Genomic DNA, 25,277 nt, shown 5'->3' with positions numbered 1-25,277 from the left:
TCCATGATACAGTCATTCAAGAACCAAACAACTGAGGATTTGTTTAACGGCGTAGCCACAAAGGCTGCCTTAAAGCTAATTCCCAGAAATTTATGGAATATTGTGTCTCGCAAACTCGATCAACTCGATTCTGTTGCCTCTCTTAACGAACTTCGTGTACCACCTGGCAATCACTTGGAGGCATTAAAGGGAAATCGTAAAGATCAACACAGTATCCGAATTAATGACCAATATAGGATCTGTTTCAAATGGATCGAATCGGGACCGGGTGAGATTGAAGTTACGGATTATCATTAAAAAAAATTAGGAGATCATTATGATTAGGATACCAACACATAGAGCACCAACCCATCCCGGTGAAATGCTTTCTGAAGAATTTTTGAAGCCAATGGGTCTCACACAGCGCCAATTAGCAAATTCCATAAATGTTCCATATCAGAGAATTAATGAAATCGTTAACGGGCGTCGTGGGGTCACCCCAAGCACCGCATTAAGGTTATCTAAGTATTTTGGAGTTTCTCCTGACTTTTGGCTGAATCTACAACTAAGGTGGGATCTTTATTTTGCGCAACAAGCCGAAGCCGATCAACTGAATTTAATCAATCCTGTCGCTCCTAAGAGCACAGCTGTTCATTAAAGATAAGGCAAGCCCAACATGCGGCTGTTGGCGGACTTCGCTTCGCTCGCCGCAATGCCGTAACGTTAAATGAGGTTAAAAGGGCTCGTTTACATGGTTTCAAACCGGGTGAAAGATTACATTTAGAAACCGTGTAAACGCGACTCAAAACACGCCTTAATGTGATCAATACTGAGGCGTCCTGAGACCTCTTTGGGGCTTTTCGGTAGGCGTCAGCAGGCCCTTGGATGGATTTGTCTAACCAAAAACAACAGGCCGGAACGACAGTCCGGCCTGGTATTGATTGTTATCTTAATATTTTTAGGAAGTTACACCTTGAACCGACCCACCATTTCATTGAGCTGCTTGGCCAGCTGATTGAGCGATTCTGCGCTCATGCTGATCTGGGCGCTGCTGTTGGAAATTTCGCCGGCGGCCTGGGTGACTTCTGCAATGTCCCGGGAAATTTCAGATGAGACTGTTGAACTTTGAGCGACGTTTTCATTGACCTCGTCGATGCCCTGAGCTGCCTGGGCGACATTGCCGGCGATTTCGTTGGTGGTGACGCTTTGCTCTTCCACGGCAGTCGCGATGGTGGAGACGATCTCGTTGACTTCATTGACCACCCGGGTGATGTTGCCGATTTCCGTGACGGTGCCATCCGTTGAATTCTGGATACCTTCAACCCTGGATTTGATTTCGCCGGTGGCGGCTGCCGTTTGACGGGCCAGTTCCTTGATCTCATTGGCCACCACGGCAAAACCTTTGCCCGCTTCGCCGGCCCGAGCCGCCTCGATGGTGGCGTTCAAGGCCAGCAGGTTTACCTGTTCGGAAATTTCGGTGATGGTTTCAACGACCTTGCCGATTTCCTGGGCGGCCGTTCCCAGTTCGGCCACCTGTGAGGAGGCATTGCCGGCCTGACTGACGGCGTCACCGGTGATCCCGCGGGCCTTTTCCGTGTTCTGGGCAATCTCTTTGATGGTGGCGGTCATCTCTTCGGCGGCCGAGGCCACCATGCCTACATTGGTGGCGGCCTCTTCCATGGCGGCGGCTACGCTGTTCATGTTGGTGCTCATCTCTTCGGAGGCGGCGGCCACCGTATTGGCTTTGTCCGACGTCTGCCCGGCTCCTGCGGACATCTGGTCCGAGATGGCATTCAATTCGGCGGAGGCGTCATTCACCTTTCGCGCATTGTCGGCCACCGATCCAATGATGCGCTGCACATTTTCGACGAACACATTGAACCATTTGGCCATTTCGCCCACTTCATCGCTGCTTGCTACTTCCAGTCGACGGGTGAGATCTCCCTCGCCCTGGGCGATATCCTTGAGCATTTCGCTGGCTGTTACGATGGGATGCGTGATCCGTCTACTGATGAAGACGACTCCGGTAGCGGTCACCGCGAGAAGCGCCAGGATAGTCCCGATCAGGCCGTTCCTCTGGGATGAAACAGCCGCCTTGATCTCCGCTTCCTTGGATTTGACGGCCAGGTCGACATCGTCAAGATAAATGCCCGTGCCGACGATCCAGCCCCAGGGTTCGAATAGCTTGACGTAGGAGAGCTTGGGAACCGGGTTTTCGTGACCGGGCATGGGCCACATGTAGTCGACGAATCCCTCCCCCTTTTCCTTGCAGACATTGACCATTTCGACGAACAGCATCTTCCCGTTGGGATCTTTGCTGCCGGAAAGGTCCTGTCCGTCCAGCTCCGGCTTGACGGGGTGCATGATCATCGTCGGCCCCATGTCGTTGATCCAGAAATAGTCCTGACCCTTGGGACCATAGCGCAATTGGGCGATGGCTTTTTTTGCATCTTCCATGAAGCGCTGTTCGGCTGCTTCCAGGTAGACACCCGTACCGATGACCCAGTTCCATGGCTTGAACAGTTTGACGTAGGAGAGTTTGGCAACGGGTTTGTCATGGCCGGGTTTGGGCCAGAGATAGTCCACCGTGCCTTCGCCAGCCTGGCGGCAGACATTGACAAATTCGACGAAGAGTTTTTTGCCGTCGGGGTCCTTGAAATCGGAAAGATCCTTGCCGTTCAGAGCCGGTTTGATCGGATGCATGACCATCGTCGGCCCCATGTCGTTGATCCACAGGTAGTCGGTTTCGTTGTAGCGCATGGCGCCGACCAGGTCGGCGGCCAAGCGCATTTTCTCGGCATCATTGAGGTCGTTGCGGGAGTAAACCTGTTCGACGGTTTTGTAAGCGACATCCACGATGCTCTTGAGTTGTCCGCGGTAGGTGACGGCGACCTTTTCGGGGTCGTTTGCATAGTCATAGTGAGCCTGGATGACGGCATAGGTACTCTTGATCAGGTCCTGGAGCTTGCCTTTCTTTTCGTCCATCATTGTGGACCGGGCAAAGGCCACCTCTGCGGCGCCCCGTTTCTGGAGCGAGTTTACAGAGAGAATCAAGGCGACGATTCCCAGCAGAATGATTCCCGATAGAGAGACGAGGATGATTTTTTTGCTGATACCCATTGGCGGCCTCCTTCATTACCAATTCATTGACTATCCGGACGTTTCAGAAGGATCTCAGGAGAAAAGGAATTACACCCGTAAATATGGCGAACACTTCCTACAGTCCCTTTTTTTTGACCCTTTCAATTTTCAGAAAAGATCCATTCGTTCATTTTGGTTGTTCCTGGTTGCTTTCTCGGCTGGAAAAAACAAAACTTAAACAATGAATTGCATTTATCAAAAAATAATTGGTTTTAGACGAATCGGTGCGATCGGCTGGAATGTAATAGCGGATGTTGGATGAGAAACGGACAGGGGAATAAAGGATCAAAAAATGGAACAATTGCGATTCATGGCAAAGATGCCTTTCGATGGGGCTTTTTTCAGGCGAGCTGGAGGGTTTCAAACGTGTAGTCGGCCAGATCGACCACCAGTAATCTGTCTTTAAGGGTGTTGTCTTTTTCAAGCAGCACCTTGAGCACCTCGGCGCATTCGAGTGAAGCGATGAGATTGACACCCGGTGCCAGACAGCCCAGTTGGGTTTCCGCCCCCTTGGCCAGTTTCATCTGATCTTCGGGTCCGTAGATGTTTTCGAGCCCCTGGTCCCCGGGGAAGATGGTGGTCACGTGTCCGGAGATCCCGGCGACGGCAGCGGAAACCATGGGGATGCCGGCCCGTTTGGCTGCCGCCTCGAGAGTGAACCGGGATTGGATGTTGTCCAGGCAGTCCACCACGAGGTCGCATGAATCCACCACGCTGTCTGCATTTTCGGGAGTCAGATAGGCGGTGGTGGCAACGGTCTCGAGGCCGGGGTTGATCGTTTTTATGCGCATGACCGCTGCATTCGCTTTCGGCATGCCGATGCGGTCAGTGCTGCTGAGCAGCTGGCGGTTGAGGTTGTGGGCTTCAAAGACGTCGCCGTCGACCAGGCGAAACCGCCCGATGCCCATGCGGGCCAATGTTTCCGCTACCATGCCCCCTAAGCCTCCCAATCCCACGATACAGACAGTCGATTCGAGCAGACGGATCTGATCGGCTTCGGAAAGGGTTTTTCTGTTGCGAAGGTAACGATCCGGAAGGATGTGCTGCCTTAACGCCGCCAGTTCCACCGTCCGTCCGGTGCAGCCGGATTCGTCTGCCAGGCGGATCACTTCTGCTGCGTCAATCGTCCGGCAAGGGGTGTCATCGGCGAGAGACGCGTCCACGGCCAGGGTGTCGAGACGGTGAGTAAGCGTATTTTCCATGGATTAACCGCCCGCCACCGGCGGAAAGATGCCCACACGCTCTCCGCCGTTCAATCGGGTATCAAGGGGTCGTTTGATTCCATTGATGAAGATCAAATGGGCTTTGACGATGGGGATGTTCAGGAGGTCCAATAATTCTCTGACGGAAATGCCAGACTCGATGGGAACCCGGTCGGAATTTCCAGGAGACAGGGGGGCCAGGGAGGCGAACAGCTTAAGTTGAATATGCGATGGCGTCATGGGATCACTTTTCCATGGTGAGTGATTGGTAAAAAATATAACCTCACAAAATTTAAGACAATACAAAGGCTTCGTCAAGTCAAGCAAAGTGGACATCGATAGTGCGGCGCCCGTTGCTTTTGGAATCGTCCTGTGGCATCATCGCCCAACTTTAGACGCACGCAGCGACGGTTGCGGTTTTCCGCTTTCATGTCAGCCGCATGAAAAGATTCGTTTTTATGGGCCACATTGTAACCACGATCATTCCGATTTTCAGTCTCGTGATTCTTGGCACCATTGCCAGGTCCAAAGGATTTTTGCCCCCCGAGTTCCTGGGGCCGGCGAATCGGCTGGTTTACTATCTGGCCATCCCGGCAATGATTTTCAGGGCGATTGCCAACGCCTCCTTGACCCGTCAGTTCAACCCGACGGTCATCTGGCTTACTCTTGTCGCCCTGGTGGTGCTGTTTTTTATCTGCTGGGCAGGCAGTCGATTGTTGATGCTGCCCCCTTCAGTCCAGGGGGCCTTTATTCAGTGCTCCTTCCACGGGAATCTGGGGTATATCGGTCTGGCGGTGGCTTTCTATCACCTGGGTGCCGACGGACTGGCCCGGGCCAGCATTATCGCCGCCTTTGTTATGATCATCCAAAATTTTCTGGCGGTGGCGGTGCTCCAATCCCACCGGCAGAGCGATGCCGCGGGAAACCGCCTCAGCGCGGTGGCTGGCAAGATCGCAGCCAATCCTGTGATCGTTTCGGCGACCGTTGGCCTTTTGTTTTCCATAGCCGGCATTACCCTGCCTCTGGTGATCGATCGCAGTCTGCAGATCCTGAGCGGTCTGGCGCTGCCCATGGCCCTGCTCATCATCGGTGGCTCGCTCTCCCTGCAATTGATGCAGTCACGCCTGGCTGCCATATTGGGGGCCTGCTTGCTGAAATTGCTGATACTCCCGGCTTTAGGGGTTGCATTGTTTCGCATTGCCGGACAGAATCTCGAGGACTATCTGCCGGCTGTAATCCTGCTGGCTTCCCCTACGGCGACCATTGCCTATGTCATGGCCCGGGAGATGGGTGCGGATTCGGAGTTTGCAGTGGCCGCCATCTCAGCGACGACCCTGTTCTCCGCAGTCACTTTTTCTTTCTGGTTGAGTTTAGGGTGACCCGGGTCACAGATCTCTGTCGCCTGTCTCATCTTTGAGGGTATAGTGCAGGCAGTCCTGCCCCGAGCTCTGACGGACGACGAGACTGGGCGGACGGCGACTTTTAAAATTCATGGCCCGGCATCCGTGGGGCCGGCGGGTGTCCCAGGTGATGTAATAAAATATGCATTTCCGGCAGACGATGGGCTTTTGTGGTTTCATGGCAATGGGTTCTCGAGTGAATGGTTGTTTTTTAGCCCACGGGCCGTGAGCATGGCAAGCCCCTTTTTCCCGGTAAACGGGTACCAATGAAAGGATCGCTTTAAATGGAAAGAATTAGTCATGCACTGGTGACCGGTGGTGCGGGGTTCATTGGCTCTCACCTGGTCGATGAACTGGTGGCCGGGGGATGCCGGGTGACGGTGCTGGACAACCTGTCCACCGGCCACCGCCACAATATCGACCATTTAGGAGATCGGATCGATTTCGTCGAGGGAGATATCCGGGACGAGGGATTGCTGAACAAGGTGGTCAAGGGGTGTGAGGTGGTGTTTCACCAGGCGGCGGTGGTGTCGGTCTCCCAGTCGGTCCAGGATCCTTCCCACGCTTGCGAAATCAACGACCTGGGAACGGTCCGGGTACTGGATGCCTCCCGGCGAAACGGCGTACGGCGAGTGGTGATGGCCAGTTCCAGCGCGGTTTACGGTGACGATCCCCGTATGCCCAAAACCGAAGATATGGCCCCTATGCCTCTGAGCCCCTATGCGGTGCAAAAGCTCACCGGAGAGTTTTATGCCTCGGTTTTCGGGGGGCTGTATGGGTTGGAAACCGTTTGCCTTAGATATTTCAATGTGTTCGGCCCCCGACAGGATCCGTCGTCTCCTTATTCCGGAGTGATTTCCATTTTTTTGAAAAAGGCCTCAGCAGGCGAAGCGCCTACAATATATGGTGACGGCGGCCAGTCCCGGGATTTTATTTATGTCAAGGATGTGGTTCGTGCCAATGTGCTGGCCGCCACCGAAGCGCCGGCTGCCGGGCAGGTACTTAACGTGGGCACCGGTACGTCTATCCGCATTCGTGACCTGTGGGAACTGATTGGCGAACTATCCAACGTAAAGATCGATCCGGTTTTCGGTCCGCCTAGAGCAGGTGATATCCGGGAGTCTATCTCCGATATCGGTCGGATTCGACAATCCCTGGGTTTCAAGCCCCGGGTTGTGCTTCGCCAGGGGTTGATCGATACGCTGGCCTGGTATCGGGCCCCTTCATGACAGACGCGTCGGACGATTGACACCCATAGGGGCGCCAACGTTCAGGATTTTGTCCAATTGGATGCAATCCGTTGAAAAGAGAACGTGGTGAGTGTAAACGGGGTTCAGGAGCCGGTGGCTTCGGCGTTGGCATTCCAGAACTTTTTTATGGCCGGCCCGCGCCATTTCCCTTTGCCTGACACGGTAGGAATGTTCTGGTCGTCCATATGGCGGGCGATTTTTTCCCAACTGTCGCCTTCGTCCCGCATGGCAGCAATGATATTCAACAGTTTGGGTTTGTCTTCATCGCTGATCTTTTGATTGCCTGTGCCGATGTCCGCAAATTGGTCTACGACCTGATCCGGGACGAGGATGTCCCCTGCATCCCCATACGGTTCCCCCTCCATCGCTTCACTGTGGCGGGGCAGATCGTTTTCGTATCCTAAGTGGCGCCCCATCATGGCGGCGATGGTTTCCAGCGCATCGGCGATGCGGGCATCTGTCTTCTTCCTGGCCGCCATCGCTTCGGCAATGCGCTTCTGCTGGTCTGCCAGAACGTCCAGGCTGTCCTTGACCAAAGCAAAATTCTCACTGGTCACTTTGGCGTAGTAATCCGGTTTCCGGCGCTCGTTTCCCGCGCGACGCTGGGGACCTTTGTAGTCCGTGTAATCACGCCTGCCCCGGTCCGGCTGCTTCAGCTTCCCACTTCTCAGATTGTGCAAAAAGTCATCCATGGGTTCTCCTTTGTTATGCTGTCAGATATAAACCAGCCCTGTTAAAATTAGTCAACGAAGTTTTAGCGGAACGGTTAAAAACACGATTGCGCCCGCATATAAATATCATATTGAATGCAAATTGGAATTGCCCCCACTCATTTTACCGAAAGCGGGGCGACACAGGCCTTACCATTGCAGGACAGTATATGGAAAACACGGTTAAGTAAAGATCGGGCGTGTTTCTATCCAGACTTATCGGCCGGCCCGGTGAGCGACTTTAGCCTGATCCTGAAATTTCCGATGACTGCCGGTTATAGGGTGAGACGGGTTTCACATATGCACGTGGAACGGAAAAAAAGAAAAAACCGGGTGCCGTGTGGCAACCTCAATTCCTGGTTCATAAAAAGATCGCCGTCAATTGGCCAGGTGACTGGTTATCTTTAACGGGGCGGCGGACAGGGTCTCCGGAGTGAACGAAAGGGAGGCAAAATAATCTTCCAAGCGTTCTTCCCGCCGGATCAGCTCAATGGTGCCGTCCAATTTCAGCAACAATTCTTTGGGCCGCAGCTTTCCGTTGTAGTTAAAACCCATGGCGTGGCCATGGGCCCCGGTATCGTGAATCACCACGCGGTCCCCTTCAGCGATCGGCGGCAACGGCCGTTGGATGGCAAATTTGTCGTTATTTTCGCAAAGGGATCCCACCACATCGACAATCTGCGTTGGTTCGGCAATCTTGCCGGGTACGGTAATGTGGTGATAGGCATTGTACATGCCCGGACGCATGAGGGCTGACATGCTGGCGTCCACCCCCACATAAGTGCGGTAGATTTCCTTGCGGTTGATGGCGGTGGCCACCAGTGCCCCGTGGGGGCCGGTCATAAAGCGGCCACTTTCCATGTAAAGCCTCGGCATGTATCCGTTTCGCCGGGAAAAGGCGTTGAACGCGGCGGTGATGGCCCCTGCCATGGCATTCAAATCCAGGGGGGAATCGGCAGGCCGGTAAGGGATTCCCAGGCCGCCACCGATGTTGATGAACTCAAACCGGATGTCCAGCGCCGAGCTGATCCGTTCAACCTGCTCAAGGAGCATGTCTGTCGTCTGCACCATGTAGGTGTAGTCCCGTTCGTTCGAAGCCAGCATCGTATGCAACCCGAATCGCCTGACTCCAAGGTTCCGCGCGGTTTGGTATGCGTGGATCAACTGCTCGTGGCTGACCCCGTATTTGGCTTCCACCGGTGTGCCGATGATGGCATTTCCCGACCGCCGTTCGCCGGGGTTATAGCGGAAACAGATCAGATCCGGTATGGCGGGAAGCTTGTCGACCAGCGAGATGTCATCCAGATTGATAATGCTGCCGCCGTCTGCCATGGCCGCGGCAAACTCCTGACGGGTCGTGTTGTTGGAGGTGAACATCAGGTCTTCGCCGCTGCCGCCTACCCGGCGGCTCAGAACCAGTTCGGCGATCGAACTGCAGTCGAAACCGAAGCCCATGTCACTCATGATGGCAAGTATGGCGGGGTTGGGCAGGGCCTTTACCGCATAGTACTCCCTGAAGCCGGGAATCCCGAAAAAACAATTTTTAAGCCGGTCGCCGGTTTCCCGGATACCGACTTCATCGTAGATGTGAAAGGGTGTGCCGAAATGGGCGACAATGCTTTCCAACAGGGGATACAGTCGATTCTCGAATGCGTTGGACATGGGCATGGGACAGTTCCTTAGGATTTCAGGGCACAACGGATACGGGTCATAGCGGTGGTCACATTTTCATGGCTGTTGAAAGCACTGATCCGGATGTAGCCTTCACCACAGGTGCCGAAACCGGCACCCGGCGTACAAACCACCCCCGCTTTTTCCAGCAGCATGTCGAAAAAGGCCCAGGACTCTTTTCCCGTCGATACCCAGATGTAGGGTGAATTTTCGCCGCCGATGCATGGGTAGCCTAATGCTTGCATTTCTTTTCGGATCAGATCGGCATTGGCCATGTAATAGCTTGCCAGGTCGGCCACCTGACTTTTCCCGGCATCGCTGTAAACCGCTTCCGCGGCTCGCTGGACCGGGTAGGAAACCCCGTTGAATTTGGTGCTGTGGCGCCGGCTCCACAGGTTGTGAACCGATTGGACGTCGCCGGAGGCGGTAAATGCCATCAGGGAGGTGGGTACTACCGTATAGGCGCATCGGGTGCCGGTGAAACCGGCCGTCTTGGAAAAACTTCTAAATTCGATGGCCACCTCCCGAGCCCCCTCGATTTCGTAGATGGAGTGGGGCAGGGAGTCGTCCCGGATAAAGGCCTCGTAAGCGGCATCGTAGAGGATGATGGCTTTGTTGGCTGCCGCGTAGTCCACCCATGTCTTGAGTCGATCCGCCGTAATGGTGGCACCGGTGGGGTTGTTGGGAAAGCACAGATAGATCAGGTCCACCGGTTCACGGGGCAGATCGGGGATGAACCCATTTTCTGCGTGGCCGTCCAGATAGACGATACCGTCGTAGCGCCCGTTGCGGTAAGGCCCCGTTCGGCCGGCCATCACATTGGTGTCCAGATAAACCGGGTAGACCGGGTCGGGAATGGCGATTCGGGCAGCGTTGTCAAAGATTTCCTGGATGTTGCCGGTGTCGCATTTGGCGCCGTCGCTGACGAAGATCTCATCGGCGTGGATATCAGCCCCGCGGGCTTTAAAGTCGTTGGCGGCGATGGCTTCCCTCAAGAAACCATAGCCCTGTTCGGGGCCGTATCCGCGGAAACTGACGTCGGCGGCCATTTCATCAACGGCCTTGTGAAAGGCGGCGATACAGGCTTCGGGCAAGGCGCGGGTCACATCGCCGATTCCCAGTCGGATGACGGCCGGTTCAGGCTGACGCTGCTGATGGGCGGTTACTCGTTTGGCGATGTCGGAAAACAGATAGGACGCCTTCAGTTTCAGGTAATTGTCATTGATGCGAATCATGAAGGACCTCGTTGGGTTTTTGCGATACGTGTGGATGGATCACCGAATCAAATCCTGATCGTCGATGGGGATCCTGGCCGTTTCTTTAAATGTGTTCATGACAATGGTGGTGCTGGTGGAGACCACTCCCTTCAATGGTGCAATCCGCTCTCTCACCAGACGTCCCAGCGCCTTTGTGTCGGTTTCACGGACTTTTAGGAGATAACTGTCCGCGCCGGCCACATAATGGATTTCCTGAACCTGGGCAATGGCTGCCAGGGTTTCCACCAGACCATGCTCATCTCCTTTCCCGCTGGTGCGGACCTTGATGAAGGCCACCTGGCTTTTTCCAAAACGTTCGGGGTTCAGGCGGACTTCATAACCATCGATGAGGCCCGTTTTTTCCAGTTTGCGGATGCGCTCCAGAACTGCCGAAGGTGCCATGCTCACCTGGCGGGCCACCTCCACGTTGGGAATTCGTGCTTTTTTTTGAAGGATCTTAAGTATTTTAAGACTTACATCGTCAATCATTCGTATAAAATCCTTTTTTTAGTTAAAATATTCTTATAATTAAATGTTGTCAAGAATATAATTCTGAAAATCCTGGGAGAGTATAATTCCATCATTTCCGGTTGCCGGAGAAAAAGATTGAAGTCTTCCCTCTTTTTATCTATTCAGGGAAAAGATTTTTACCCGGCTGTTCAAGCGAATCCCTGGCTGTGAAATTCGTCCCTTTCATGTCTGCCGCAGGAGTCTGTGATGCTGAAAATTGCCATTATCGGCTTGGGCGGGTGCCTCGGCGCCATCCTCCGATACCTCGTGGCCGGCGGAGTACACACGCTGGCCAAAACTGCCTCTTTCCCCGTGGGGACCATGGCGGTCAATGTTGCCGGTTGTCTGATGATCGGTATCGGCGGCGGCCTCATGGAGAACCGTCAGCTTTTTTCTCCGGAATGGCGGGCGTTCTTTTTTGTGGGCATCCTTGGAAGTTTTACTACTTTTTCCACATTTGGCCTGGAAACCTTCAACCTGGCCAAAGAGGGGCAATGGCTGGCTTCCTTCGGGAATGTGGGAGTCAGCCTGATCCTGGGACTGGCGGCGGTTCTGGCCGGTCATATGTTATCCAGGCTGCTTTAAACGCTTTGCTGGAAAGGTCGAAGCCATTCATGAACAGGGGGAGGGGATGACTGTATTCAAAGAAGCAGGACAGCTGCTGCGGATATTTATCGGGGAAACAAATAAATATAAGCGTATGCCCCTTTATGAATGGATCGTTCAGCAGGCCCGTTCCCAGGGCATGGCCGGAGCCACGGTGCTGCGGGGGATCCAGGGCTTTGGGGCCAACAGCCTGATTCATACCACCAAAATTTTGCGGTTGTCCGAAGACCTGCCGGTGGTGGTGGAGATTATCGACACCAAAGAGAAGATCGAATCCTTTCTTCAGACCATCGATCATACCATTACCGAAGGAATCGTCACGGTGGAGAAAGCCCACGTGCGGTTGTACCGGGCCGGGGGGAAAAAAGACGCTTGAAGATCGGACCGCTGATTATTCGTATATATCAAATAATAGTGTAAGTGCCCATGGCGCCGCTATAAAACGACCCATCCGGCTCAGCATCGACCGGGACCGCTTTTTCGCCGCCGCAATCCTCGCCCCGAAACCGGATCCTTATCTTTGATATGCGGTCTATTTCCCCTCATGATCGGTCATGGGGCGGTCGATCAGCAGTACCCGCCTCATCCGAACTACGAACCCCAAGACCATCGCCACACTGATCAGAATGATCAGGCTGGCCGCAAAAAAGGTCATAATGAAGGAAAACGGGTCCCCGAGCCTGTAGGATGCCGCCAGCAGGGAAATTCCGAAAAAAACAAAAAAACAGGCGATGCCGGTGAGCAGCAATTGCCCGAGCCACCACCAACGGCCGGGTTGCCCCCCGGTCTGACGGCTATCGTCGGATCGGCCGGTGTCTTCCGACATCGGATCAGAACCTCAAAGACAGGCAGGTCAGGCCCCCGTCCATTTTTCTGAATTCGCTGGTGTCCAGTTCGATGATCGGCCTGCCCAGCGTCTCTAGTTTTTTCCGAGTGTCGGGAAATCCCGCGGGCATGATCAGATGGCTGTTAACCAACAGGGTGTTGCCTGCATATTCTTCCTGCGGTGAAACCACGATCCGATGAAAGCCGGCCAGGGAAGGATGATCGACAAAAGATTGGGTGGTCAGCAGGGTGTCAGTGCTTACCGCATTGACACTGGATTTAAAATGCAGCCCGGCGGCAACGGGTACCGGTGTCCAGGTGCAGCCAAATCCGGATACGGCGTCGCCCAATTGTCGGGCACCTTGTTCGTTGGTCCGGTCTGAAAGGCCGATAAAAAAATGGCGACCGATCATCAGCACATCACCGCCATCAATGGTTCCCGGCGGCTTGACCCACACGATTTTGCGAAAAGGCTGCAGGGCGGCCGCGATTGACGGTACTTCCCCCTTACGCGATGCGGCGCCCGGATTGGTGATCACCGCTAAATCCGGAGTCACCACGGCCGCATCTTCTACAAAATGGGCATCGGGATACCCGTCCAGCGGATCGAGCACGGTTACCGAAAGCCCGCACTGGTTCAATGCCTTGACGTAGGCATTAAACTGGTCCAGCGCTTTTGCGTAGTCCGGGGAACCCAGGGTGGATGTGGTAATGCCGGCGGCCATTTCTTTGCCAGGCCGCCTGGTAATGGCATGCGTAAACGACATGAGTGTTCCTTAACCGATGTTTTTTTCAAATGACCGATAGGCAAGTTGCCTGTGAGGTTTTTGTCCGGACACTCATAGCAGGGTTGTGAGGCAAAATAAACCGCCTTTCATGCTCGGTCGCGCTAATAAAATATTAAAGAAATAAAAATATTCATAAAAAACTGTAATTTTTAAAAAAATAATAAATATTTAAAATTAAAAACAGCCGCTGTGATTTTGAATCCCACCGTTATCGTCATTGTTGATGACGACCTCATTAATCTTCCGGTCCAATCCAACAAAAAATCAGAACTGACTTTCGAGTCCCTCGGCCCCATTGGCTGTGGTGAAGCGTTATGCCATCCCGGTGGACATTAATGGATGACAATTTTTGTCCCGCGCAAGCCAATTTATTGCGTAGCGTCGGGTAAAACCCGTCGCTTGCGACGACAAATAAATTTACGATTAAGTGATTTATGGGGGCAAACTGTTTCTCATTTGATGCAGGTTCGATGGCATCACACTTGCAAGAAGGCAGACGGAGGTGGCGTCCATACATGCGCTGATCCAATTCTTAAAAACGTTCTACCGACCGCCGGGGATTATAATGCCTGCTAAAGTTTATTGCCGAGCGGTCGATACACTAAAAGGAGTTGCTATTGGATGGGAACACCCCATCAGAATTGAAAAAAGGAGTCGGTAGATTGGAATGGTTAAAGAGCGATCATTGATGCAATTCGGCTTAACGGGTTTTTTGATTGGTGATAGTGAGTTTTACTCGCTGATGATCCCGTATCGATATGGAATTATAACATGTCAGTAAGAAGGAGATGGTAGCATGAAGATAGCGCATTGGAAGCTGCTTGTCGTGTTGACCCTAATTATCGGGCTGTGCGGATCAGCCATGGCCTATGCCCAGTCGGAAATAAAGATCGGTGTCCTCGCCAAACGGGGAACCGAAAAAGCTTATCAACAATGGAATCCCACGGCTGCTATTCTATCTGAGAAGTTATCTGAAAAATTTATAATCGTTCCCCTTAAATTTGTTGATATCGAACCGGCGCTGAAAAACAATCAGATCCATTTCTTGATCGCCAACTCAGGTTTTTTTTCTTCGATGGAGGAAAAATACAATCTAAAAGCTCTGACGACCATGGTCAACCGCAGGCAGGATGTTGCGCTGCAAGAATTCGGGGGTGTGCTTTTCGTTCGTCGGGACAGCCGGATAAATTCGATTAAAGATATCCGGGGGAAGCGATTGATGTGCGTGAAATATTCATCCTTTGGAGGCGGGCAGATGGCGTGGCGCCTGCTGCTGGATAGAGGGATCAACCCGAAGACCGACTGTTCCGCTTTTCTGGAAGGGGGAACTCACGACAATGTGGTGATGGCGGTAAAAAAAGGTGATGCCGATGTGGGTACCGTCCGATCCGACACACTTGAGAGAATGCAGGCAGAGGGAAAAATCCAAATGGACGACTTCAAAATAATTAATAAGATAGAGGACTCCTTTGCCTTTGTGCACTCCACAAGGCTTTACCCGGAGTGGCCCTTTGTCGCCTGCCAACCGGCGGATCGAGATCTTCGCCGGAAGGTGACAAAAGTGCTGATGCTTTTGCCAAATAAACACGAGGCGTTGGATGCAGCCAAAGTCTATAAATGGACCTATCCGGGAAATTATGCAGCTGTGACCGAATGCCTGAGAATTATTGAAAACGCAAAATAGGTTTCACTGGTATACTCTGTCGCTATGAACACGCTTTTACGAAAGATCGGGTTGTGATTCAATAGAACTTCGCCGTTACCGGCTTATTATTTTTGTTAATCCTTCGAGGAGGCCAAAACCATGTTGCAAAAATTCCGTAACCTTAAACTGAGAACAAAATTGCTGGTTTCCATTTGTTCGGTGGCTTGGCTCGCCTTTACGGTGACCATCACCTACATTGGATTCAATGCCAGGAACAATGCCGAAACAGAAGCTTTGGACAAGGCCCGTGAAATCGCCTATCGCTACGCCAACCAGGTGAGGGCCGACTTGGGGCGACCCATGGATGTTGCCAAAGCCCTTGCCCGCTCCTTTGAAGGCATGAAACAGCAGGGCGTGCCGCCACGCGACATGATGGACGGTATTCTCAAACGGGTTCTGGAGGAAAACCCCGATTTTCTGGCCGTCTGGACCTGCTGGGAGCCCAACGCCCTGGATGGAAAGGACTCTGACTTCATCGATGCTTTCGGCCACGATGAAACCGGCCGGTATGTTCCATACTGGAACCGGCTGCCCGGCGAGATCGATATTGAACCGCTGGCTGATTACACGGATCCGGAAAAGGGGGCCTACTATTTTGAATCCTTGAATTCCGGGCAGGAGGTGGTGTTCGACCCCATGCCCTACACGGTGAGCGAAACGACACAGCTTAAAACGATCGTTACGGTTCCGGTCCGGTTCAAAGAAAAAACCGTTGGTGTGGTCGGTATTGATATTCCGTTAGCCGCTTTCACACCCGTAGTGAAGCAGATCAAGCTCTTTGAGACCGGCTATGGATTTCTCATTGCCAACAACGGCATCTTTGCGGCCCACCCCACCAAGCAGGCCAATGTGGGCAAGCACATGGAGTTTTTTGAGTTTGATCCGAACGTCATCCAGGCCGTAAAGGCCGGTCGAGAAACCAGCCAGTACAAGGTGTCCAAGACCACCGGCAAGAAAACCTACTATGTTTTGGCCCCCATTGCCGTTGGATCGGCGAAGAAGAAATGGAGCCTTGCCGTCAACATCCCGATCGACAAGGTGCTTGAGCAACCTCAAAAGTTGTTCTATACCACACTGATTATTGGAAATGTGGCGATGCTGCTGCTGCTGGGGGTCGTCTACCTGGTTTCCGGCGGAATATCCCGTCCGGTCGTCGAGATTGCCGGCGTGGTCAACAAGGTGGCCACCGATCGTGACCTCACGCTTCAAGCACCGGTCAAGACAGGTGACGAGGTCGGGTTGATGGCCAAGGCGTTCAACAACATGACCGGGGCGCTGAGAGAGTCACTGAAGGTCGCCGATATCGCGGCCACGGAGGTGGATTCATTCTCCGGCGAGGTGTCCAAACGGGCAACGGCAAACAAGGAGCGTGCCACCGAGGAAGAGCGCCAGATGGGCGTTATCCAAGAGACGGTGAACCAGATGGGCGCCACCGCCGGTGAAGTGGCTCAGTTCTCCCACTCTCAGCGTGACGCAGCCAACCTGTCCTACCGTCGGGTGGAGAATCTTATTGAGAATATGCGCCAGATGGGGCAGGCTTCCGGTGAGCAGATCCAAGAGGCCAATATTGCGAGTGAACGTGTGACGGTTATGGGTGAAACCGGTTCGATGGTTGTGGCCATCGCCGGCAAGCAGGGCGAGCAGGTGAGCAAGGTCACCGATTCCGTTAAGCAGATTGATAGCATTGTGACAGAGATGACGCGTGCTTCCAGTCGGGCCACCGAACACGGACAGGAGGTTTTGACTGCGGCCCAGGAAGGTGCTCGATCCGTTAAGGAGACCGTTTTGGGTATGCAGGCCATTGCCGAGTCCTCCGAGAAAATATCCGATATTATCTCGGTGATCACCGATATCGCCGAACAGACCAACCTCCTGGCGCTCAATGCAGCCATCGAAGCCGCCCGTGCCGGTGTTCATGGAAAGGGTTTTGCCGTGGTTGCCGATGAAGTCGGTAAGCTGGCCCAACGATCATCGGAAGCAGCCAAAGAGATCGGCCAACTCATTAAAGAGTCAACCAACCGCGTTCAGGAAGGAACCCGCCTGACCGAACGATCTGAACAGTCCCTGGAAAAAATCGCCAAAGGCGGTGAGATCAACCGGGAGGCAATCGACAATATTTCCGAGATGACCCAGACCTTGAACCAGCAGACGCGGGACGTGACTGCCCTGATGGAAGGTCTCAATGCCCTTGCCGTGGAAATCGGTGGTATGGCCGGCCGGCAGGGTAAGCGCCGTGAGGCCGCCCAGGCTGCTCTGGAAGCCCTGACCACCAAATCAAAGGCGATTTCGGAACTGGTGAAGAAGGCTGAAAAGAGCGCTGAAGATGTGGGGACGGAGATGCGCAGCGTGGTGGAACGAAGCGAGGAAATGAGAGGCCTTACCGATCTTCAGTCCCAGCGGTCCAAGAGCCTTATCGAAATCGCCACGGCATCGGCGACCCGAGCTACCCAGACGGTGGCTGGTGCCACCGAAGTTGTGGGCATCACCGAAGAATTAAGACAGCTGTCATCGAGCCTGACCCGACAGATTGCCATGTTCCGGATCGACGAGGAAAAGGTATAACTATTGGGCAGATTCCGGTGCGGTATCGATGCAAAAGGGATGCGGTTGGCCATCGACAAGAACGATACGGAGACGCGCAAACCGTATCCCTTATAACTGCCGGATCGGGGAGCTGACGCACACAAAAGCAAAACACCCTGCGGCCTTTTGAGCCAATGTTGGAGAAGAATGAAGAGATGATCATATTCTGTGAAGAATGCGGCGCCAGGAACGATCTGAGTTCGGAAAACCTTGGCGAACATTTGCATACATTTAAATGCACCGAGTGCTGCGAACTGCTGATGGTTTCAAAACCGTCCATGGGAGAAGGCGGGCTCAATGCGTTTGCCAAAATGGCGTTTGAATGCGGGTCGCAGGAACTGTCGGGAAAACCGATTTCTGTCATGATCGTGGACGACTCGACCCTGCTTCGCAAGATTATCAAGGAGATGTTTTCCACTGACGACCAATTGCAGGTGGTGGGAGAAGCGGAACACGGTCTGAAGGCGCTGGAACTGATCCCCGAACTCAAACCCGATGTGGTGACGCTTGATGTGAACATGCCGGTAATGGATGGCCTGACCACCATCAAGCATATCATGATTAAATGCCCCACACCGGTGGTCATGTTCAGCACACTCACCGGCCAGGGTTCATTGGAAACCTTTGAATCGTTGCGTTACGGGGCCGTTGACTTTCTGCAGAAACCGTCCAGCCTGCTAAAAGAAGACCTGAAAAGCCAGCACGAACTGATTATCAGCCGGGTGAAAAATGCCGCCCGGGCTGGAATCGACACCATCCGCTACCTGCGTCCGGCCCAAGTAGCTCAAGATAAAAAAGACATCGGCATGCAGGAATGCCAGCGGGTTTTTGCCATTGGAAGCTCATACGGAGGATATGGATCGCTGCTTGGATTGATACCTGAAATCAAGCCGCAACTGCCGGCAGCTTTCTTATCCGTACTCTATGCGTCGGCACCTCATGTCGACGCTTTTGCCAGCTACCTGGACCGACACAGTCGGATAGCCGTGCGTCGCGCTGTCGATGGAGACCCGCTGCAATCCGGCACCTGCTACCTGGCGTCGGCTTTAGAGCAGGTAACGGTTAAAAATGAATCGGGGAAGCTGTCGATACAATTGCAACCGAAAAAAAATGGTGACACCCCAGGGCACGCTTGCGACACGCTAATGACGTCCCTGTCGGACACCCTGAAAGCGCGTGCGTCGGGAATCCTTCTTTCCGGCATCGGCGAAGATGGCGTCGCGGGTATTGGCGCAATTCTCAAAGGGGGCGGACACGCCATCATTCAGGACCCGAGAACCTGTCTGTGCAATGACACCACTGCCATGACCGCTAAGCAGTATGATCTGTCTGTGGTGCTTCCCGGGGTCACCATGGCCGAAGCAATCCAGACGCACTGTCTGGACACCAGCTACTAAAAGGAGAGAGCGCTGATGAATGAACCGTTTGCGCAAACCAATCTAGAGTCAACAGAAACAATAGCAACCAAGCAGCTTGTGGGCTTTTTCATTGGGGAAGAGCTGTTCGGCGTGGATATTCTCACCGTTCAGGAGATTATCAGGGATACGCCCATTACTCCGATTCCGGATGCCCCCGACTTTCTTGAAGGGGTGATCAACCTAAGGGGCAGTATCATTCCGGTGATTGATCTTCGAAAACGATTGAAGCTTGTCCAGCCGGTCCATCTCGACCCGGACGTTTGGATAATTATTCTCACTGTTGAAGGTCGTGTTACCGGGTTTGTCGTGGATCGGGTCACCAAGGTGTTGAATGTCCCCGAAAACAGCATCAAACCGCCGCCCGACATCGTGGTGGCCGGTTTGAAAAGTCAGTACATCCAGGGCGTTTGCAAGTTGGATCAGCGGCTTTTAATTCTTCTCGAATTCAGCCGAATTCTTATGGTTGACGAAATCAAGAAATTAAAATCCATGAAACGATCAAAAGTGCCGGCAAGCATTTAATCCGGTCCGGCGGCATGAACGCGTTTCATTCCGTATCATGTGAAAAGGAAAATGGTGGATGGGAAAGACGATTCTGGTGGTGGACGATTCGTCCATTATGCGAAAAATGATCAAACAGACCCTGATCGGAGCCGGCCACACCGTCGTCGGTGAAGCCAAGAGCGGCGATGATGCAGTCGTTCTGTACCAGAAATTGAATCCGGAACTGGTCACCATGGATATCACCATGCGCGGCATGGATGGAATCGCGGCTGCCAAAGCGATCCTGGAATTTGACGCCGGTGCCAGAATCATCATGCTGTCCAACCTGGATGAAGACAAGTTCAGTAAAGAGGCCGTTCAAATAGGGGCAAAAGGGTACGTCAATAAGCATAAAACCGCCGAGATTCTGGAGTTGATCGATCGGCTGTAAGCCTCTCTGTGCTGGAATATGTGAATAATGCACGATGATCCACCGATGGAGAGAAGGAGCATTTCATGACAGACAATTCTCTGCTTGAGGATTTTGCGGATGAGACCCGGGAACATTTGGAGGAGTTGGAGAGCAGCCTGCTGCGCCTGGAGACTGATCCGGCAGACCGGGAGCTGTTGAATACCATCTTTCGGTCGATGCATACGATCAAGGGGGCGTCGGAGTACTTGGGTTTCGAGCGGATTGCCCGATTGACCCATCGTCTGGAGAATCTTCTGGATCTTTTTCGTGACGGCAGCCTGCGGGCTGACAAGGTGGCGGTGGACCTGCTGATCGACGCCAGGGATCGGATCGGCGATCTGATAGCACAGGTCGAGGATTCGGGCCAGGAGTCCGCGGAAATCGACGATCTGCTGGAGCGGGTGGATGCCGTTGCCTCGGGTCCGGCACCGGCCGGCGGGGAAGCGGCATCGGCAACGGTTTATGACGGCGAGGCGGATACGGAATTGTTCGACATTTTCATGGAACAGCTGGCCGCGGGGATCGGCCAGTTGATGGAAACCGCCGTGCGGATGGCCCGGGGAGAGGCTGTCGTTGAAGCTGTCGGGGAGTTGACCGATCAGGTGGACCGACTGGCGGCAACGGCCAATTATATGGGCTACGATGCTTTGTCGGCGGTATATGACGACATGCTGGCCGTACTGGAGGCGTTTGCTTCCCGAACGGAAACCGCCGGGGCGGACGACATTGATGCCTTGCTGCAATCGGCTGTCGTCTCCGGCGTCAACCGGATTCAGGACCTTTTCCCTCATGCCCGATCGCTAAAAACGATCGACACCCGGATTGCCGTTGAAATACCGGATGGTGAACCGGCGTCACACGAAAATAATGACCTGAGGCTCGATGAAGAAAACCATCCGGATGGAGCGTTGACCGAAGCCATGGAAGCGGACGCGCATCTTTCGCTGGAAATGGAAAATGACCTGGATCTGGAACCGGAAGAGGCATTACCGGGAAGACCAATCCTGCAGGAGGCAGACAATTCTCTGCTTGAGGATTTTGCGGATGAGACCCGGGAACATTTGGAGGAGTTGGAGAGCAGCCTGCTGCGCCTGGAGACTGATCCGGCAGACCGGGAGCTGTTGAATACCATCTTTCGGTCGATGCATACGATCAAGGGGGCGTCGGAGTACTTGGGTTTCGAGCGGATTGCCCGATTGACCCATCGTCTGGAGAATCTTCTGGATCTTTTTCGTGACGGCAGCCTGCGGGCTGACAAGGTGGCGGTGGACCTGCTGATCGACGCCAGGGATCGGATCGGCGATCTGATAGCACAGGTCGAGGATTCGGGCCAGGAGTCCGCGGAAATCGACGATCTGCTGGAGCGGGTGGATGCCGTTGCCTCGGGTCCGGCACCGGCCGGCGGGGAAGCGGCATCGGCAACGGTTTATGACGGCGAGGCGGATACGGAATTGTTCGACATTTTCATGGAACAGCTGGCCGCGGGGATCGGCCAGTTGATGGAAACCGCCGTGCGGATGGCCCGGGGAGAGGCTGTCGTTGAAGCTGTCGGGGAGTTGACCGATCAGGTGGACCGACTGGCGGCAACGGCCAATTATATGGGCTACGATGCTCTGTCGGCGGTATATGACGACATGCTGGCCGTACTGGAGGCGTTTGCTTCCCGAACGGAAACCGCCGAGGCGGACGACATTGATGCCTTGCTGCAATCGGCTGTCGTCTCCGGCGTCAACCGGATTCAGGACCTTTTCCCTCATGCCGAATCGATTGCAGCTATTGACCTGACTGTTTTGGCGGCCGCCCCTGCTGGCTGCGTTCCAGCAGATCAAATGTCAGAACCGGGCTCGTCCCCTTCTTCGGATATTGCCGACCTCCTGGCTGGCCTGCCTGCGATCGCCGAGGATGAGCGGGAATCCCTGCTTTCAAAAACACTTGATGAAACCTTCTCATCCATGCGAAACTGCGATGCCGATGACTCAGGTGATGCACAGACCGACGGGGATCCCATTGCCATGCAGTTTTCATCGGAAGCGGATGGAGCTGATTTCAAGCTATCGTCCTCTGAGATGAAAGGCGACCGGGACGAGGCGTTGGCCATCCTTGACGACTTTGGTGTAGATCGAAACGATGCCGGCGAATCCCCGGTCTGGTTGCCTGCCGGTAGTGAAGGTGAGGGTGATGGTGATTTGTGGCCCGAGGCCACAACAATATCCATGCCGGAACCCCAAATGCCGGTAATAGATCCCGAAACACCAGCACGGGTCATTGATTTTTCGACCCCGACCGCACCTCAGCCGACAACTGCTGACGAGCCGGAACCCGAAGTCTTCAGCGCTCGGAGCACCATCAGGAAGAGTATCCGCGTGGATGCGGACAAGGTTGACGACTTGATGAACCAGGTGGGAGAACTGGTGGTCAACCGCTCTTCATTTGCTCAACTGTTTTCTGAAATGCGCGAATTGACCCACTACCTCAACCATCGATTTCCCATGGACAAAGCCGATCAGCGGTTGGTTTCCGGCTTCAGCGCACGGCTCAACGATGCCACGGCGGTGTTGGGGCGAGTATCCAGTGAGCTCCAGGAACAGGTCATGAAGGTTCGGATGTTGCCGATATCGAGGCTCTTCAACCGTTATCCGCGACTAGTCCATGACCTGCTCAGGGAGTCGGACAAAAAGATCCAGCTTCAATTTCGTGGTGAGGAAACCGAGCTGGATCGGATGGTTATCGAACAGCTGGCCGATCCCATGATCCATATCATTCGAAACGCCGTGGATCACGGCATCGAATCCCGTGACGACAGAAAGCGAAAAGGAAAACCGGAAAGTGGTGTGCTTCTGCTGGAGGCTTACCATGAAGGCAGCAACGTAATCATCGAGGTGACCGATGACGGGAAAGGCATTGATCTTTCACGTATCCGCCAAAAAGCCGTCGAAAAACAGCTGGCCGACCGGGAGACCCTGGAGCGGATGGATCAGCAGGCGCTGATCGACATGATCATGCTACCCGGTTTCTCCACCACCGATCAGGTAACCCATACCTCCGGACGCGGGGTCGGCATGGATGTCGTCAAACGCAACATCGAAAAGATCAATGGGACCCTGATTGTCGATACCCGACAGGATGTAGGCACCCGCATCAGGATTAAAATCCCGCTGACCCTGGCTATCATACCGGCCCTGATGATTCAATGCGGCGGCAGTCACATCACGGTGCCCCTGAGCGCTGTACAGGAGACCTTTCGGCTGGACCGGGGAGAGATTTTTACCGTGGACGGCAGCGAGATGATGCATCTGCATGATGAGCCCCTGTCGCTGGTCAGGCTGACCGACCTGCTGAACATGCCGGCCCAGACACCGGCCAAATCGGATGGCCGGTTTTTCGTAGTGGTGGTCAAAGCCGCTAACGGTCGAATTGGCTTTATTGTGGATAAGCTGCTTGGACGGCAGGAGGTGGTGATCAAACCCCTGGAGGATTACCTGCAGGAAAACAGCGGATTTTCCGGGGCGACCATTTTGGGTGACGGAAGTATTTCACTGATCCTCAATGTGGATGAACTGGTGGTTATGGCCAAGGACCGGGAATCCGAAAGAAGACTGGCCGCTGCCGTGCTGTGATCGCTCAACGAAAATTAATTTCATTTCGTATTCAACATGATACCGAGCGGTAAGGCGAATCCCACGGCATTGACGGCAACGATCTCGAGTTTGGATGCGAACTGTGATTAGAAATGGACTGACACGCGGAACATGGGAACCAAAGACCCTTCTTCCTTAAATCATCCTCCGGAAGCGGATTGTGGATTTGCCGGGACGCTGAAGAACATCCAGCTCAACGACCTGATTCAGATGTGCTGTCTGTCGGCTTCCAGTATCTGTATGCGGGTGACCAAGGACGAGCGTATAGGTACGATCTTTATCGTTGACGGCGAGATCGTTCATGCCGCCTGCGAGGACATCGTGGGAGAGGAGGCGTTTTATCGGATTTTGGGCTGGCAGACCGGTAGTTTTGAGTCCATTTTGAGTCCATCGAAGTGTCGACGGTTCCGCAACGGACCATCCAGAATAACTACCATTATCTGATTATGGAGGCGGCCCGGCGTGTCGATGAGAAAGCCGAAATCGAATCGGAGCAATATGAAAGCGAGCATCGCCAATCCGAAGATGCAGCCGATGACCGACTGCGGGTGCTCATCGTCGATGATTCACCCATGATGCGTAAAATTCTATCCAGCATGTTGACCACCAGCAACCGGGTCAAGGTGGTGGGCATGGCCAGCAACGGCGAAGAGGCGATCTCCCTGATCGACGACCTCTCTCCGGACTTGGTGACGCTGGATGTGAATATGCCGGTGATGGACGGCACCAGTACCATCAAGCACATCATGATCAAAAAGCCTTGCCCGGTGGTGATCACGTCCAACCCCGGTGACGGATCCCCGAAAGCGATTTTCAATTTTCTCGAACTGGGCGCTGTTGATTTTATGAGCAAGCCCACCAAGAACCAGGATATCCTTGTTCAACAGCAGAAAATTATCGAACGGATAAGGATAGCCGCCACGGCAAAGGTCGGCAATTTCAGGATTGCACGGATCCCTAAGGTAAAAGCAGTCAACCCGGCCAGCAGCCTGAAAGACAGTGCGTGTCGCCGTCTGGTCATTGTGATCTCCGGTCCCGGTGGACACCCGGAGCAGATGAGCCTGCTGTCCGGTTTGGTGCCGGCCATGGCCGACGGAGATGGTGCTGTTGTGGCCCTTCAGAGTCTTCCGCCATCTTTTAGCGAGGCCTTTGCCCGGTATCTGTTCGAACGGTGCGGATGCCAGGCGTCGCCCATCGATCAGGAGATGTCGCTTTCTGCAGGGCACTGTTATGTGGGCATTCACGGTTGTCCCCTCACGGTGAAATTGAATGGCCAACAACCGGTCATCGCACCCGACATCCCTGAAAATGGGGGGCTCCATGTGGACAGGCTCCTGTTAACCGCCGCATCGGTTTTCAGGCAACGCTTGGCGGTTGTTTTGCTGTCCGGTGCCAACACGGGGGAACAATCGGGGTTAAGGGCCGTGCATGAAAACGGGGGGCGGATTATTCTTCGAACGCGGTCAGCCGGCATGGTTGCCGAGCCCCTCGATCAGGTGATTGAGGCCGGTCTGGGCGATGAAGAGGTGAACCCCGCCGACCTCATAAAAACGGTTTTAAACGGGTTTGACCTGAAACCTTGACCCGGTATGCTGCCGCGCTGCAGGCCGGCAAGCTGCCTTCTATGGCTATTTGCCCGA

At 53.9% G+C, this 25,277-nt stretch carries 24 protein-coding genes; 14 read left to right on the top strand and 10 right to left on the bottom strand.

The window, feature by feature from the left end; genetic code table 11:
- Positions 1-3 precede the first annotated feature (3 nt).
- Entirely contained in the window at positions 4-297 is a 294-nt protein-coding gene (locus ACHZBS_RS00675; protein WP_319404614.1) for a type II toxin-antitoxin system RelE/ParE family toxin, read from the top strand.
- Positions 298-316: 19 nt separating this feature from the next.
- A complete protein-coding gene (locus ACHZBS_RS00670; protein WP_319404613.1) occupies positions 317-637 on the top strand; it encodes a HigA family addiction module antitoxin in 321 nt (106 codons plus the stop codon).
- 308 nt (positions 638-945) lie between these two features.
- Here ACHZBS_RS00670 and ACHZBS_RS00665 read toward each other — a convergent pair whose 3' ends face one another.
- The 3 genes from ACHZBS_RS00665 to ACHZBS_RS00655 form a co-directional block, all read right to left on the bottom strand.
- On the bottom strand, positions 946-3,099 hold the full coding sequence (locus ACHZBS_RS00665; RefSeq protein ID WP_319404612.1) for a methyl-accepting chemotaxis protein: 2,154 nt from the start codon (positions 3,097-3,099) through the stop codon (positions 946-948).
- Positions 3,100-3,461: 362 nt separating this feature from the next.
- A complete protein-coding gene (locus tag ACHZBS_RS00660) occupies positions 3,462-4,322 on the bottom strand; it encodes a HesA/MoeB/ThiF family protein (RefSeq protein ID WP_319404611.1) in 861 nt (286 codons plus the stop codon).
- A 3-nt stretch (positions 4,323-4,325) separates the two neighbouring features.
- Positions 4,326-4,562, bottom strand: coding sequence for a MoaD/ThiS family protein (locus tag ACHZBS_RS00655; RefSeq protein ID WP_319404610.1), 237 nt, complete (start codon positions 4,560-4,562; stop codon positions 4,326-4,328).
- 218 nt (positions 4,563-4,780) lie between these two features.
- On the opposite strand from ACHZBS_RS00655, the gene ACHZBS_RS00650 reads away from it, so the two are divergent.
- Entirely contained in the window at positions 4,781-5,701 is a 921-nt protein-coding gene (locus ACHZBS_RS00650) for an AEC family transporter (RefSeq protein ID WP_319404609.1), read from the top strand.
- 6 nt (positions 5,702-5,707) lie between these two features.
- On the opposite strand, the gene ACHZBS_RS00645 is transcribed toward ACHZBS_RS00650, so the two are convergent.
- Positions 5,708-5,902 (bottom strand): uracil-DNA glycosylase, encoded by a 195-nt coding sequence (locus ACHZBS_RS00645; protein WP_319404608.1) that lies wholly within the window; start codon positions 5,900-5,902, stop codon positions 5,708-5,710.
- 104 nt (positions 5,903-6,006) lie between these two features.
- Between ACHZBS_RS00645 and ACHZBS_RS00640 the strand changes: the two genes are divergently transcribed.
- Positions 6,007-6,951, top strand: a complete 945-nt coding sequence (locus tag ACHZBS_RS00640) for an SDR family oxidoreductase (protein ID WP_319404607.1) — start codon at positions 6,007-6,009, stop codon at positions 6,949-6,951.
- A 104-nt stretch (positions 6,952-7,055) separates the two neighbouring features.
- Here the strand turns inward: ACHZBS_RS00640 and ACHZBS_RS00635 are convergent, their stop codons facing one another.
- The 4 genes from ACHZBS_RS00635 to ACHZBS_RS00620 all read right to left on the bottom strand — a co-directional run bounded on the left by ACHZBS_RS00635 (position 7,056) and on the right by ACHZBS_RS00620 (position 11,098).
- Positions 7,056-7,664: a hypothetical protein gene (locus ACHZBS_RS00635; protein WP_319404606.1), complete on the bottom strand. Its 609-nt coding sequence runs from the start codon at positions 7,662-7,664 to the stop codon at positions 7,056-7,058.
- A gap of 396 nt (positions 7,665-8,060) precedes the next feature.
- Complete coding sequence (locus ACHZBS_RS00630; protein WP_319404605.1) at positions 8,061-9,350, bottom strand: diaminopimelate decarboxylase; 1,290 nt, start codon at positions 9,348-9,350, stop codon at positions 8,061-8,063.
- Between the two features lie 11 nt (positions 9,351-9,361).
- Entirely contained in the window at positions 9,362-10,588 is a 1,227-nt protein-coding gene (locus tag ACHZBS_RS00625; RefSeq protein WP_319404604.1) for an LL-diaminopimelate aminotransferase, read from the bottom strand.
- A 39-nt stretch (positions 10,589-10,627) separates the two neighbouring features.
- Entirely contained in the window at positions 10,628-11,098 is a 471-nt protein-coding gene (locus ACHZBS_RS00620; protein ID WP_319404603.1) for an Lrp/AsnC family transcriptional regulator, read from the bottom strand.
- Between the two features lie 228 nt (positions 11,099-11,326).
- On the opposite strand from ACHZBS_RS00620, the gene crcB reads away from it, so the two are divergent.
- Both crcB and ACHZBS_RS00610 read left to right on the top strand, forming a co-directional pair.
- A complete protein-coding gene (crcB, locus tag ACHZBS_RS00615) occupies positions 11,327-11,704 on the top strand; it encodes a fluoride efflux transporter CrcB (RefSeq protein WP_319404602.1) in 378 nt (125 codons plus the stop codon).
- A 46-nt stretch (positions 11,705-11,750) separates the two neighbouring features.
- Positions 11,751-12,101, top strand: coding sequence for a DUF190 domain-containing protein (locus ACHZBS_RS00610; RefSeq protein WP_319404601.1), 351 nt, complete (start codon positions 11,751-11,753; stop codon positions 12,099-12,101).
- A gap of 156 nt (positions 12,102-12,257) precedes the next feature.
- Here the strand turns inward: ACHZBS_RS00610 and ACHZBS_RS00605 are convergent, their stop codons facing one another.
- Together ACHZBS_RS00605 and ACHZBS_RS00600 are read right to left on the bottom strand one after the other, a co-directional pair.
- Positions 12,258-12,551 (bottom strand): hypothetical protein, encoded by a 294-nt coding sequence (locus ACHZBS_RS00605; protein WP_319404600.1) that lies wholly within the window; start codon positions 12,549-12,551, stop codon positions 12,258-12,260.
- A 4-nt stretch (positions 12,552-12,555) separates the two neighbouring features.
- Positions 12,556-13,317, bottom strand: a complete 762-nt coding sequence (locus ACHZBS_RS00600; protein WP_319404599.1) for a N(G),N(G)-dimethylarginine dimethylaminohydrolase — start codon at positions 13,315-13,317, stop codon at positions 12,556-12,558.
- Between the two features lie 817 nt (positions 13,318-14,134).
- On the opposite strand from ACHZBS_RS00600, the gene ACHZBS_RS00595 reads away from it, so the two are divergent.
- The 8 genes from ACHZBS_RS00595 to ACHZBS_RS00560 all read left to right on the top strand — a co-directional run bounded on the left by ACHZBS_RS00595 (position 14,135) and on the right by ACHZBS_RS00560 (position 25,220).
- Entirely contained in the window at positions 14,135-15,022 is an 888-nt protein-coding gene (locus tag ACHZBS_RS00595) for a phosphate/phosphite/phosphonate ABC transporter substrate-binding protein (protein WP_319404598.1), read from the top strand.
- A gap of 120 nt (positions 15,023-15,142) precedes the next feature.
- Complete coding sequence (locus tag ACHZBS_RS00590; RefSeq protein ID WP_319404597.1) at positions 15,143-17,605, top strand: methyl-accepting chemotaxis protein; 2,463 nt, start codon at positions 15,143-15,145, stop codon at positions 17,603-17,605.
- Positions 17,606-17,781: 176 nt separating this feature from the next.
- The gene (locus ACHZBS_RS00585) at positions 17,782-19,023 is read left to right on the top strand and encodes a chemotaxis protein CheB (protein WP_319404596.1); all 1,242 of its coding nucleotides are present in this window, start codon (positions 17,782-17,784) and stop codon (positions 19,021-19,023) included.
- Between the two features lie 15 nt (positions 19,024-19,038).
- The gene (locus tag ACHZBS_RS00580; RefSeq protein WP_319404595.1) at positions 19,039-19,566 is read left to right on the top strand and encodes a chemotaxis protein CheW; all 528 of its coding nucleotides are present in this window, start codon (positions 19,039-19,041) and stop codon (positions 19,564-19,566) included.
- Positions 19,567-19,624: 58 nt separating this feature from the next.
- Positions 19,625-19,978, top strand: a complete 354-nt coding sequence (locus tag ACHZBS_RS00575) for a response regulator (protein WP_319404594.1) — start codon at positions 19,625-19,627, stop codon at positions 19,976-19,978.
- A gap of 65 nt (positions 19,979-20,043) precedes the next feature.
- The gene (locus tag ACHZBS_RS00570) at positions 20,044-23,616 is read left to right on the top strand and encodes an Hpt domain-containing protein (RefSeq protein WP_319404593.1); all 3,573 of its coding nucleotides are present in this window, start codon (positions 20,044-20,046) and stop codon (positions 23,614-23,616) included.
- A 132-nt stretch (positions 23,617-23,748) separates the two neighbouring features.
- The gene (locus ACHZBS_RS00565) at positions 23,749-24,081 is read left to right on the top strand and encodes a DUF4388 domain-containing protein (RefSeq protein ID WP_319404592.1); all 333 of its coding nucleotides are present in this window, start codon (positions 23,749-23,751) and stop codon (positions 24,079-24,081) included.
- Positions 24,033-25,220 carry a response regulator gene (locus ACHZBS_RS00560; RefSeq protein ID WP_319404591.1) on the top strand — a complete coding sequence of 396 codons (1,188 nt, stop codon included), beginning with the start codon at positions 24,033-24,035 and terminating at the stop codon, positions 25,218-25,220. The genes ACHZBS_RS00565 and ACHZBS_RS00560 overlap by 49 nt, the downstream gene beginning before the upstream one ends.
- The last annotated feature ends 57 nt before the right edge of the window (positions 25,221-25,277 follow it).

The organism is uncultured Desulfosarcina sp. (assembly GCF_963664155.2).
Taxonomy (GTDB): Bacteria; Desulfobacterota; Desulfobacteria; order Desulfobacterales; family Desulfosarcinaceae; genus Desulfosarcina.
This window is presented reverse-complemented; position numbering and strand designations above follow the sequence as displayed.

Bases quoted from the DNA above. Each gene is read 5' to 3' on its own strand.
- ACHZBS_RS00655 (WP_319404610.1), bottom strand. From the start codon at position 4,562: ATGACGCCATCGCATATTCAACTTAAGCTGTTCGCCTCCCTGGCCCCC.
- ACHZBS_RS00620 (WP_319404603.1), bottom strand. From the start codon at position 11,098: ATGATTGACGATGTAAGTCTTAAAATACTTAAGATCCTTCAAAAAAAA.
- ACHZBS_RS00610 (WP_319404601.1), top strand. From the start codon at position 11,751: ATGACTGTATTCAAAGAAGCAGGACAGCTGCTGCGGATATTTATCGGG.
- ACHZBS_RS00565 (WP_319404592.1), top strand. From the start codon at position 23,749: ATGGGAACCAAAGACCCTTCTTCCTTAAATCATCCTCCGGAAGCGGAT.
- ACHZBS_RS00625 (WP_319404604.1), bottom strand. From the start codon at position 10,588: ATGATTCGCATCAATGACAATTACCTGAAACTGAAGGCGTCCTATCTG.
- ACHZBS_RS00635 (WP_319404606.1), bottom strand. From the start codon at position 7,664: ATGGATGACTTTTTGCACAATCTGAGAAGTGGGAAGCTGAAGCAGCCG.
- ACHZBS_RS00650 (WP_319404609.1), top strand. From the start codon at position 4,781: ATGGGCCACATTGTAACCACGATCATTCCGATTTTCAGTCTCGTGATT.
- ACHZBS_RS00630 (WP_319404605.1), bottom strand. From the start codon at position 9,350: ATGCCCATGTCCAACGCATTCGAGAATCGACTGTATCCCCTGTTGGAA.
- ACHZBS_RS00590 (WP_319404597.1), top strand. From the start codon at position 15,143: ATGTTGCAAAAATTCCGTAACCTTAAACTGAGAACAAAATTGCTGGTT.
- crcB (WP_319404602.1), top strand. From the start codon at position 11,327: ATGCTGAAAATTGCCATTATCGGCTTGGGCGGGTGCCTCGGCGCCATC.
- ACHZBS_RS00675 (WP_319404614.1), top strand. From the start codon at position 4: ATGATACAGTCATTCAAGAACCAAACAACTGAGGATTTGTTTAACGGC.
- ACHZBS_RS00585 (WP_319404596.1), top strand. From the start codon at position 17,782: ATGATCATATTCTGTGAAGAATGCGGCGCCAGGAACGATCTGAGTTCG.
- ACHZBS_RS00595 (WP_319404598.1), top strand. From the start codon at position 14,135: ATGAAGATAGCGCATTGGAAGCTGCTTGTCGTGTTGACCCTAATTATC.
- ACHZBS_RS00570 (WP_319404593.1), top strand. From the start codon at position 20,044: ATGACAGACAATTCTCTGCTTGAGGATTTTGCGGATGAGACCCGGGAA.
- ACHZBS_RS00660 (WP_319404611.1), bottom strand. From the start codon at position 4,322: ATGGAAAATACGCTTACTCACCGTCTCGACACCCTGGCCGTGGACGCG.
- ACHZBS_RS00665 (WP_319404612.1), bottom strand. From the start codon at position 3,099: ATGGGTATCAGCAAAAAAATCATCCTCGTCTCTCTATCGGGAATCATT.
- ACHZBS_RS00605 (WP_319404600.1), bottom strand. From the start codon at position 12,551: ATGTCGGAAGACACCGGCCGATCCGACGATAGCCGTCAGACCGGGGGG.
- ACHZBS_RS00640 (WP_319404607.1), top strand. From the start codon at position 6,007: ATGGAAAGAATTAGTCATGCACTGGTGACCGGTGGTGCGGGGTTCATT.
- ACHZBS_RS00580 (WP_319404595.1), top strand. From the start codon at position 19,039: ATGAATGAACCGTTTGCGCAAACCAATCTAGAGTCAACAGAAACAATA.
- ACHZBS_RS00575 (WP_319404594.1), top strand. From the start codon at position 19,625: ATGGGAAAGACGATTCTGGTGGTGGACGATTCGTCCATTATGCGAAAA.
- ACHZBS_RS00670 (WP_319404613.1), top strand. From the start codon at position 317: ATGATTAGGATACCAACACATAGAGCACCAACCCATCCCGGTGAAATG.
- ACHZBS_RS00600 (WP_319404599.1), bottom strand. From the start codon at position 13,317: ATGTCGTTTACGCATGCCATTACCAGGCGGCCTGGCAAAGAAATGGCC.
- ACHZBS_RS00645 (WP_319404608.1), bottom strand. From the start codon at position 5,902: ATGAAACCACAAAAGCCCATCGTCTGCCGGAAATGCATATTTTATTAC.